General features: G+C 67.8%; 7 protein-coding genes. 4 read left to right on the top strand and 3 right to left on the bottom strand.

Annotation, left to right across the window (positions count from 1 at the left end; all coding sequences use genetic code 11):
* Positions 1-168 precede the first annotated feature (168 nt).
* The 3 genes from QMX79_RS17980 to QMX79_RS17970 form a co-directional block, all read right to left on the bottom strand.
* Entirely contained in the window at positions 169-1,419 is a 1,251-nt protein-coding gene (locus QMX79_RS17980; RefSeq protein WP_282247981.1) for a DUF819 family protein, read from the bottom strand.
* 105 nt (positions 1,420-1,524) lie between these two features.
* Entirely contained in the window at positions 1,525-2,817 is a 1,293-nt protein-coding gene (locus QMX79_RS17975) for a HAMP domain-containing sensor histidine kinase (protein WP_282247980.1), read from the bottom strand.
* The gene (locus QMX79_RS17970) at positions 2,804-3,505 is read right to left on the bottom strand and encodes a response regulator transcription factor (RefSeq protein ID WP_282247979.1); all 702 of its coding nucleotides are present in this window, start codon (positions 3,503-3,505) and stop codon (positions 2,804-2,806) included. Before QMX79_RS17970 ends, QMX79_RS17975 begins: the two co-directional genes overlap by 14 nt.
* A gap of 136 nt (positions 3,506-3,641) precedes the next feature.
* Between QMX79_RS17970 and QMX79_RS17965 the strand changes: the two genes are divergently transcribed.
* The 4 genes from QMX79_RS17965 (at position 3,642) to QMX79_RS17950 (ending at position 9,911) form a co-directional block, all read left to right on the top strand.
* A complete protein-coding gene (locus QMX79_RS17965; RefSeq protein ID WP_282247978.1) occupies positions 3,642-5,354 on the top strand; it encodes a glycosyltransferase family 39 protein in 1,713 nt (570 codons plus the stop codon).
* Positions 5,355-5,585: 231 nt separating this feature from the next.
* On the top strand, positions 5,586-6,206 hold the full coding sequence (locus tag QMX79_RS17960; protein WP_282247982.1) for a phosphatase PAP2 family protein: 621 nt from the start codon (positions 5,586-5,588) through the stop codon (positions 6,204-6,206).
* On the top strand, positions 6,203-7,855 hold the full coding sequence (locus tag QMX79_RS17955; RefSeq protein ID WP_282247977.1) for a phosphoethanolamine--lipid A transferase: 1,653 nt from the start codon (positions 6,203-6,205) through the stop codon (positions 7,853-7,855). The genes QMX79_RS17960 and QMX79_RS17955 overlap by 4 nt, the downstream gene beginning before the upstream one ends.
* 76 nt (positions 7,856-7,931) lie before the next feature.
* Positions 7,932-9,911 carry a M2 family metallopeptidase gene (locus tag QMX79_RS17950; RefSeq protein ID WP_282247976.1) on the top strand — a complete coding sequence of 660 codons (1,980 nt, stop codon included), beginning with the start codon at positions 7,932-7,934 and terminating at the stop codon, positions 9,909-9,911.
* Positions 9,912-10,179: the final 268 nt, after the last annotated feature.

The raw sequence follows: 10,179 nt of genomic DNA, 5'->3' as shown, positions 1-10,179 counted from the left end.
GGGGTGCGGGACACGCCGTGAACCCATCCATGGGGGCTTGTAGAAAACATCCATGTTTTCTACAGTCCCGCACCCCCACCGCCGCCCCGCCATCCACAGGTTTCGGATGACGGAACGGAAAGCGGTAGCGCCGGCCGTTGGCCGGCCCTTACGATGCTGATTGTGTCGTTATGCTCCGGCCATCCATTTGAGGATCAAGCCCGTCACATATGCCAACCCCGTGCCGGTGGCGTAGCCAACGGTGCCCAGCAACACGCCCACCGGCGCCAGGCTGGGATGAAACGCCGCTGCCACCACTGGTGCCGATGCGGCTGCGCCAATGTTGCCCATCGAGCCGATGCCGAAGAAGAACAACGGCGCCTTGACCAGCTTGGCGACGATCCACAGCACGAGGATGTGGGTGAGCATCCAGATCACGCCGAGCAGGAACAGCCACGGGCGATCCAGCAGGGACAGCAGGTTCATCTGCATGCCGATGCAGGCGATGAGGAAGTACAGGAACACGGTGCCCAGGCGGGATGCGCCTGCGGATTCGAGCTTGCGTGCGCGGGTGAAGCTCAGGCCCAGGCCGAGCAGCGTGGAGAGCAGGACGACCCAGACGAAGGCGCTGTCGAGGCTGAACTGGCTGGCCCAGCTGATGTTGGCCTTGAACCAGGCGCTCAGTGGGGCGGCGATGGCGTGGGCCAGGCCGACGCCGCCAAGGGCGACGCCGACGATCAGCATGAGGTCGGTGAGGCTGGGGATGCGGGCGTTCTGGGCCTCGTAGGCACTGATGCGCGCTTTCATTTCATCAATGGCGCGGGTGTCGGCACCGTTGCGGGCGTCGATCTGGGTGGCGCGGTTGGCCAGGAACAGCAGGACCGCCATCCACAGGCTGGCGCAGGCAACGTCGACGACGGCGAACTGGCCGAAGGTGGTGGCGTCGGTGCCGAACACTTCGCGCATGGCGACCATGTTGGCGCCGCCGCCGATCCAGCTGCCGGCCAGCGCGGCCATGCCGGCCCAGGTGTCGCCGGCCACGGTCTCAGGGTGGATCCAGGACATCAGCTGGAACGAGACCACGGCGCCGAGCATGATGCCGAAGGTGCCGGCGCAGAACACGATGAGCAGCTTCGGGCCGAGCTTGAGGATGCCCTTGAGGTCGATGGAGAGGGTGAGCAGGACGAGGGCGGCGGGCAGCAGCACGTCGCGGGCGATGGGGTTGTAGAGGGCGGTGTCGTGGCCGTCGATGAGGCCGGCGGTGTTGTAGATGGCCGGGATGAAGTAGCACAGCAGTAGTGCGGGGACCCAGGCGAAGATCTTCTTCAGCAATGGGGTCGGGCCGCTGGCGGCCCAGAAGATCAGGGCCAGGGTGGCGGCGATCAGGCCAAGTCCAACGATGTCGTTGGTGATGAGGGCGGTACTGGGTTCGGTCGGCATGCGATCCTCTGTCGATCGAAAAGGCAAAAAAAAGCGCCGCATGAGGCGACGCTTTCCTGAGCTTAACATTGTCTTCACCGTGCGCCACGTTGCGCTGCGGCGTTTTCAGGCCTGCGGCAGCGAGGCGCTGAGATCGAGGATGACGCGGGTGCCGCGTGGTTCGCTCTGTTCGATGGTGAGTGCCCAGCCGAGGTGTTCGCACAGGCGGGCGATCAGTTCCAGGCCGATCCCGCTCTGCCCGTTGCGGTCGCCACGGGCCATGCGCGCGTAGACGGCAGCGATTTCTTCCGGGCTCATGCCTTCGCCGGGGTCCTGCAGGGTGACCACGGCGCGGTCGGACACGTTGATGGTGATGGTGCCGCGGCCGCTGTTTTCGATGGCGTTGCGCAGCAGGTTGCCGATCGCGGCCTGGACCACGCCCAGGGGCGCGATGATGTCCACGTGGGCCAGGCCCTGCACGGCGATCTGCAGGTCCTTGTCGCCCATCAGGTGGCGGTGGTCTTCGATGATGTCCGGCACCAGCTGGTCCAGCGGGATGCGTTCCTTCAACGCGGCCAGGCGCGCCGGTTCGCGCGCGAGCACCAGCAGCAGCTGGATCAGCTGCTCCACGCCCTGCGCGGTGCGGTGCACGCGCTGCATCTGCTGGCGCGCGCGGTCGGGCAGCGCGGGCTGCTCCAGCGCCAGTTCGGCGGCGCCGGTGATCACCGCGATCGGCGTGCGCAGTTCGTGGCTGGCGGTGCTGATGAACACCCGTTCGCGTTCGACGAACTGTTCGTTGCGGGCCAGGTAGTCGTTGAGCGCGGCGGCGATGACGTACAGCTCGGAACTGCCGCGCGGGTCGACTTCGACGCGCTGGCCGGGCACGCCGGGCTTGAGGCCGTCGATATGCCGGGCCAGCGAGCGCAGCGGGCTGACCAGGCGGCTGACGCCGAAGGAGGCCATCACCACGGTCACCACGATCATCACCACGCTCGCCAGCATCACCCAGCGGGTGGCGAATTCTTCGAGGTCGTGGAAGTCATTGATGTCCAGCGCCAGGGCGAGACGCCCCTGCCCCGCCGTGTCGCGCACCATCACCGCGCTGGCGCGGCCGGCGATCTCCACGCCATCGTGCAGGCCCGGATGCAGGGTGCGCAGGATCGGCGGAACCTCGGGACTGTCATCGACGGTGAACAGCCGCAGGGTGTCCGAGTCCTGCCAGCGGTAGTGCGGCTCGTGTTCGATGTGGCTGACAATGCTGTCCAGTTCGGAGTTCAGCAGCGCGCGCCAGGCCGAGTGCTCGGCATGTTCGTGCACGTAGTTGCCCACGCTGAACACCGCCAGCGAGATCATCGCCAGGTAGCCCAGCAGCCACCAGACCAGCCGCCGGTGCAGCGGCGCGGGCTTACGCAGTTTCATCGTGCCCTTCGGTGGCCGGTGCACCCAGCCGGTACCCCACGCGCGGCAGGGTATGGATGAGCTTGCGCTGGAACGGGCCATCCACGCTGCGGCGCAGTTCGTAGATGTGGGAGCGTAGCAGGTCGCCGTCGGGCAGCTCGTCGCCCCACAGCGCGAATTCCAGCTGCTGGCGGGTGACCGCCGCCGGGCTGGCGCGCATCAGCACTTCCAGCAGCTTGCGGCAGGCCGGGTACAGGTGCAGGGCCTGGCCGTCGCGCTGCGCCTCCAGCGTGGCCAGGTCCAGGATGAGATCGGCCACTTCCAGCACCTTGCGCGGGTTGCGGCCCTGCGCGCGCACGCGCAGTGCTTCCAGGCGGACTTCCAGTTCGGGCAGGGCGAACGGTTTGGTGAGGTAGTCATCGGCACCGGCGCGGAAGCCGGCGATCTTGTCGGGCAGTTCGTCGCGCGCGGTGAGCATGATCACCGGCACTTCCGAACCATGTTCGACGCGCAGGCGGCGCAGCACGTCCGGGCCTTCCATGCGCGGCAGCATCCAGTCCAGGATCAGCGCGTCGTAGTTCTGGGTGGCGGCCAGGTGCAGGCCGGTGACGCCATCGGGGGCGACGTCGAGGACATGGCCACGCGCTTCGAAGTACTCGAACAGGTTGGCGACCAGTTGGCGGTTGTCTTCAATGACCAGGAGCCGCATGTGTCGGGAACTCGGGGGCGATGGCCGCCATGGTAGCCCCGGCAATGTCGGAATCCAGTCGCAATTGCCCCGATTCGACGCTTTTCTTACATCGCTTCGGCCAAAGTGCCCGCTCTTCCGGGAATCGCCTGCCCTCTTGCCGACACTACTGACGCGCCATCGGTGGCCATTGCTCACCTGCCTTGCCCTGCTGCTGGCCCTCGCGGCGGGAATCGGACTGCGTGCCCCTACCCCGCCGGATGAGCCCCGTTTCCTGCTGGCCGCCCGCGCCATGGTCGAGACCGGCCAGTGGCTGCTGCCGCACCGGGGCAGCGAACTGTATGCCGAGAAACCGCCGGTGTTCATGTGGATGCAGGCGGCCACCTACCAGCTGATCGGGCACTGGAACCTGGCCTTCCTGCTGCCCTCGCTGCTGGCCGCGCTGGCCACGCTGTGGCTGAGCTGGGACCTGGCGCGGCGCCTGTGGAACCGGCGCATCGCATGGTGGGCTTTGCTGTCACTGGCCAGCTGCCTGCAGTTCGGCCTGATGGCCAAGCGCGCACAGATCGACATGGTGCTGGTCGCGCTTACCACCCTGTCGCTGTGGGCGCTGTTGCGCCACCTGCTGGAACGGCCGAACAGGCGGATGCTGTGGGTGGCCGGCGTTGCCGCCGGCCTGGGCACGGTCACCAAGGGCGTAGGCTTCCTGCCGCTGCTGGTGCTGCTGCCGTGGGCGCTGTGGCGCTGGCAAGGCCACCCGCGGCCCGGCGTTGCACTGCCCCGCGCGCGCTCACTGCTGTGGCTGATACCGGCGTTCCTGCTCGGCACTGCCGTGTGGCTGGGTCCGCTTGGGATCGCGCTGCTCAATGATCCCTCGCCGGAACTGCAGGGCTATGCGCGCGAACTGCTGTTCAAGCAGACCGGCACCCGCTACGCCAATGCCTGGCACCACGTGCAGCCAGCCTGGTACTACCTGCAGGTGATCGCCACGCTGTGGCTGCCCGGCAGCCTGCTGCTGCCTGCGCTGCTGCCTGGCTGGTGGCGGCGCCTGCGCCGCGGCGATGGCCGCTGGTGGCTGCTGCTGGGCTGGGCGCTGCTGGTGCTGCTGTTCTTCACTGCCAGCCCCGGCAAGCGTGAGGTCTACATCTTCCCGATGCTGCCGGCGCTGTGCGTGGCCGCCGCGCCGCTGCTGCCCGGCCTGCTGCGACGCCCCGGTCCGCGCTGGCTGCTGCTGGCCTACGTGCTGGTACTGGGTGCGGCGGCGCTGGGGATCGGCGTGCAACTGCTGGGCGACGGTGCGTGGGCGCACGCACAGCTGGCCAAGCGCGGCATGCCGGAGAACCTGCTGCCGGTACTGGGCGGCTGGCTGCTCGGCTTCGGCATCGTCGTGCTGCTGCTGGCCGCCTGGCTGCGCCAGCGGCGTGCCGGCATGCTTGCCGTGCTGACTGCGGTGCTGCTGTGGAACCTGCACGGCTGGGGCCTGATGCCTGCATTGGGTCCGTACAGTTCTTCGTCGGCCTTGATGCAGCAGGTCGGCGAGCGGATCGGCCCGTCGGCCGAGCTGGGCGCGTTGGCCTGGCGCGAGCAGAACCTGCTGCAGGCCGACCGGCCGGTGACCGACTTCGGGTTCAAGCGCCCGTGGGACGAACAATGGCATGACGCTGGTCCGTGGCTGGCGCAGGCGCCGCACAACCGCTGGCTGCTGGTCCTGGAACAGGCGATCAGTCCCTGCGTGGATCGCGCGCAGGCAGTGATGATCGGCAGTGCCAACCGCAACCGCTGGTGGCTGGTACCCGGCACGGCATGGAATGCGGCCTGCCACGCGGAGCTGTCGAAGGATGCAGCCGTCGGCGTGGACGACGGTGACTGAATCGCAGATGCACGGCGCGGGCGATTAACGCGCGGGGAACATCGCTCCGACCGGTCTCCGACACGCCGCTGACGACCATGGCGCCGGTTTCCCCGCCGGCCCTGCCTGATGCTTCCTGCTTCCCCTGCACTTGTCCCGCTTGCCTCCGATGCCCCCGCGCAGGCGTCCGGGTTCCTGCGCCGCCATCTCGGTTGGCCGCTGCTGGCCGTCCTGGCCACCAGCGCCGTGCTGATGGTCGGCGGGGGTGACCAGTGGCTGGCGGACCAGCTGTACCGCATGGAAGGCCATCACTGGCTCCTGCAGAACGCATGGGCCACCAGCCAGCTGATCCACAAGGGCGGCAAGTGGCTGAGCGCAGCGGCAACGCTGCTGGCCATCGTGCTGTGCTTCCACGCGTGGCGGCACGAACGCGCGGCCGCATGGCGCTGGCCGCTGCTCTATCTGGTGCTTGCCGTCGCGCTCGGCACCGGCGTGGTGTCGCTGCTGAAATCGCTCACCAACATGGACTGCCCGTGGGACCTGGCGCGCTACGGCGGCCTGCGCGACTACGTGGGCCTGTTCGCCACCCGCCCGCACGGCATGCCGCGCGGGGTGTGCTTCCCGGCCGGGCATTCCAGCGCCGGGTTTGCCTGGGTGAGCCTGTACTTCTTCGCGCTTCTGGTGCGCCCCGCCTGGCGCTGGCGAGGCCTTGCCGTGGGGCTGGTCGCCGGCGGCGTGTTCGGTGCCGCGCAGCAGCTGCGTGGCGCACACTTCCTGTCGCATGACCTGTGGACGCTGGCAACCTGCTGGACGGTGTCGCTGCTGTTGTTCCTGCTGGTTCGCCGCATCACCGCCCGCGGAGTACGCGCATGAACACCGTCGCATCGCGCATGCCGCGCCTGACCGCGTTCACCGCCGTGCGTCACTGGCGCCCGACCTGGTCCACGGAAGTCCTGATCGCCCTCACCAGCGTGTTCTTCGCGCTGGCCTGCAATGGCCTGTTCTGGCACAGCGCGATGGCCACCCACCCGGGCAGCCTGCGCTTCGGCCTGTCGCTGCTGTTGCTGCTGGTCGGCGCGCACAGCCTCCTGATGGGGCTGCTGGTGTGGCGCTGGAACGCCAAGGTGATGATCGGCGTGCTGCTGCTGGGCACGGCGATGGCCGCGCATTACATGGGCAGCTACCACATCTACCTGGATGCGGACATGCTGCGCAACGTGCTGGCGACCGACCACAAGGAAAGCCGCGAGCTGATTACTCCCAGCCTCATCGCACCGCTGGTCCTGCTGGCGGCGCTGCCGATGGCGGTGCTGTGGCGCGTACAGCTGCTGCGCCGCAGCTGGGGCAAGGCGCTGCTGTGGCGCGGCGGTTTCCTGCTGCTGTCGGCCGCAGTGGCACTGGGCGGCTCGCTGCTGTCGTTCCAGGAAATGTCGGCGCTGATGCGCAACCAGCGCGAAGTGCGTTACCTGGCCACGCCCGGCAACTACCTGCTGGGCCTGCCCAAGGCGCTGCGCGGCGACAACCCGATCCAGCGCGCGCCGAAACTTCCGATCGGGCTGGATGCAAAGGCAACGCCGCGCGCGGTCGACAGCAAGCCGCGCCTGCTGGTGATCGTGATGGGCGAAACCGCGCGTGCGCAGAACTGGGGCTTGAACGGCTACGCGCGGCAGACCACGCCGCAGCTGGCGCAGACCCGTGCGATCAACTTCCCCGACATGCATTCGTGCGGCACCAGCACCGAGGTGTCGCTGCCCTGCCTGTTCTCGCCGTATGGCCGCCATGACTACGACGAGAAGAAGATCCGCGCGCACCAGTCGCTGCTGCACGTGCTCGACCACGCCGGCATCGGCACGCTGTGGCGCGACAACCAGTCCGGCTGCAAGGGCGTGTGCGAAGGCCTGCCGATGCAGGCGCTGGACGATGCCACCCACCCCACCCTGTGCGCCAACGGCCGCTGCATGGACGAGATCCTGATCGACAACCTGGCCGAACAGGTCCGCGCCAAGCCGGGCGACCGCGTGGTGGTGCTGCACCAGCTGGGCAACCACGGCCCGAGCTACTTCGAGCGCTACCCCACCCGTTTCCGCCGCTTCACGCCGACCTGTGACACCCCGGACCTGGGCAAGTGCAGCCGCGAGCAAATCACCAACAGCTACGACAACGCGCTGCTGTACACCGACCAGCTGCTGGCCCACACCATCGGCACGCTGCAGGGCATGCAGGATTACGACACGGCGATGATCTACCTGTCCGACCATGGCGAATCGCTCGGCGAGAAGGGCCTGTACCTGCACGGGGTGCCGTACGCGATCGCGCCGCAGGAACAGACCCGGGTGCCGATGACGATGTGGTTCTCGCCCGGCTTCGCCGCCAGCCGCGGGCTGGACCTGGCCTGCGTGCGCCGGCGTGCCAGCCAGTACACCGACCATGACAACGTGTTCCCGTCGGTGCTGGGCCTGATGCAGGTGAAGACCGCGCTGTACGAGCGCGACCGCGACCTGTTCGCCGGCTGCGGGCGCTGACGGGACCTGTGGCCCTTGCGGTGCGGCGGCGGCCCCACTAGCCTTCGCCGGTCTGTCACCACCCAAGGATGTCCCCGTGAACCACCGCCCGCTCCTGCTGGCCCTGGCTGTCGGTGCTGCCGCACTGACGCTGGCGGCCTGCCAGAAGGAACCGTCCAAGGCCGATGCACCGGCCGCAGGCACCGCCGCGCCGACCGAAACCGCGGACCAGTTCATCGCCCGCGTCAACGCCGAGTACAAGGCCCTGTACCCGGAAATGACCTCGGCCCAGTGGCTGTCCTCGACCTACATCAATGACGATTCCGAGCGCGTGGCGGCCAAGGCCAACGAGCGCTGGCTGACCATCCTGAATGGCTGGATCGCCCAGGCCGGCACGTACGACGGCCAGCCGATGAGCGAAGACACCAAGCGCCAGATCCACCTGCTCAAGCTGATGACCGCCATGCCGGCGCCGCGCGACCCGGCCAAGCTGGGCGAGCTGACCCGCATCGCCAGCCGCATGGAAGGCGCCTACGGTTCGGGCAAGTACTGCACCGACGAGGCCAACCCGGCCACCTGCCGCCAGCTCGGCGACCTGGAACAGGTGCTGGCGCGCAGCCGCGACTACGACAAGCAGCTGGATGCCTGGCAGGGCTGGCACGCCACCACCAAGCCGATGCGCGCCGATTACCAGCGCTTCGTCGGCCTGGTCAACGAAGGCGCCAAGGAAATGGGCTTCGCCGATGCCGGCCAGATGTGGCGCAGCGGCTACGACATGCCGCCCGAACAGATCGGCCCGGAAACCGACCGCCTGTGGGAACAGGTCAAGCCGATGTACGAGCAGCTGCACTGCTACGCGCGTACCAAGCTGGACGGCACCTATGGCAAGGACAAGGCGGAAACCGAAGGCGGCCTGATCGCCGCGCACCTGCTGGGCAACATGTGGCAGCAGGACTGGTCCAACCTGTGGGACCAGCTCGAGCCGTACCCGGGCGCGGGCAGCCTGGACATCACCGCCGCGCTGGAAAAGCAGTACCAGGCCAACCTGAGCGGTGCGCTGGCCAAGGCCGGCGGCAGCAACGCGAACGTGGAAGCGCTGTACAAGGCGCAGCGTGAAGCCGAACTGCGTACCGCCAAGCAGATGACCGAACGCGCGCAGGACTTCTACGTGTCGCTGGGCATGCCGGCGCTGCCGAAGTCGTACTGGGACAAGACCCAGTTCATCAAGCCGCTGGACCGTGACGTGGTCTGCCACGCCAGCGCGTGGGACATGAACATGGAAGGCGACGTGCGCACCAAGATGTGCATCAAGCCGAACGAAGAAAACTTCACCACCATCTACCACGAGCTGGGCCACATCTATTACGACCTGGCGTACAACCCGCTGCCGCCGCTGTTCCAGGGCGGTGCCAACGATGGCTTCCACGAAGCGATCGGCGACACCATCGTGCTGGCGATGACCCCGCAGTACCTGAACTCGATCGGCCTGGTCGACAAGCCGCAGGAAAGCCGCGAGGCCACCATCAACGCGCAGATGCGCATGGCGCTGAGTGGCGTGTCGTTCCTGCCGTTCGGCCTGATGATCGACCGCTGGCGCTGGGGCGTGTTCGATGGCTCGATCACCCCGGACCAGTACAACAAGGCGTGGTGGGACCTGAAGGCCAAGTACCAGGGCGTGGCCCCGGCCTCGGCGCGTGGCGAGGAGTTCTTCGATCCGGGCGCGAAGTACCACGTGCCGGGCAACACCCCGTACACGCGCTACTTCCTGGCGCGCATCCTGCAGTTCCAGTTCTACAAGGGCCTGTGCGATGCGGCCGGCTACAAGGGCCCGCTGCACCAGTGCAGCTTCTACGGCAACAAGGAAGCAGGCCAGAAGTTCTGGGCGATGCTGAGCAAGGGTGCCAGCCAGCCGTGGCAGGCCACGCTGAAGGAAATCACCGGCGGCGACAAGCTCGATGCCGGCCCGATGATCGAGTACTTCACCCCGGTCAACGAATGGCTCAAGCAGCAGAACCAGGGCCAGATGTGCGGGTGGCAGCCGCCAGTCGCAGCGGCGGCATCACCGAAGGCTCCTTGAATCAAAAAGCCGGCCTACATGGCCGGCTTTTTTTATCGCGAGCGTTGAGGGCCCCGCCGCGACCGGTAGGCCCCTGTGCAAATGTCCCCCGGCGGCAGCCTGCGGCCGCCCCCTCCTCCTTTACTTTGCCAGGGACCTACCGGCCGCGACGGGGCTCGGCTTGCGGTTGGCAGGGAAAAGCGGGAGTCGGGGTGCAACGCCGGTGGATCGAGTGCCGGGCCCCCATACCCTTGGAGGCGAAGTAAAGGAGGAGGTGTCGGCCTCTGGC

The organism is Stenotrophomonas sp. PS02300, assembly GCF_029959395.1.
GTDB lineage: Bacteria > Pseudomonadota > Gammaproteobacteria > Xanthomonadales > Xanthomonadaceae > Stenotrophomonas > Stenotrophomonas maltophilia_AD.
This window is presented reverse-complemented; position numbering and strand designations above follow the sequence as displayed.

Bases quoted from the DNA above. Each gene is read 5' to 3' on its own strand.
- QMX79_RS17980 (WP_282247981.1), bottom strand. From the start codon at position 1,419: ATGCCGACCGAACCCAGTACCGCCCTCATCACCAACGACATCGTTGGA.
- QMX79_RS17975 (WP_282247980.1), bottom strand. From the start codon at position 2,817: ATGAAACTGCGTAAGCCCGCGCCGCTGCACCGGCGGCTGGTCTGGTGG.
- QMX79_RS17970 (WP_282247979.1), bottom strand. From the start codon at position 3,505: ATGCGGCTCCTGGTCATTGAAGACAACCGCCAACTGGTCGCCAACCTG.
- QMX79_RS17960 (WP_282247982.1), top strand. From the start codon at position 5,586: ATGGTCGGCGGGGGTGACCAGTGGCTGGCGGACCAGCTGTACCGCATG.
- QMX79_RS17955 (WP_282247977.1), top strand. From the start codon at position 6,203: ATGAACACCGTCGCATCGCGCATGCCGCGCCTGACCGCGTTCACCGCC.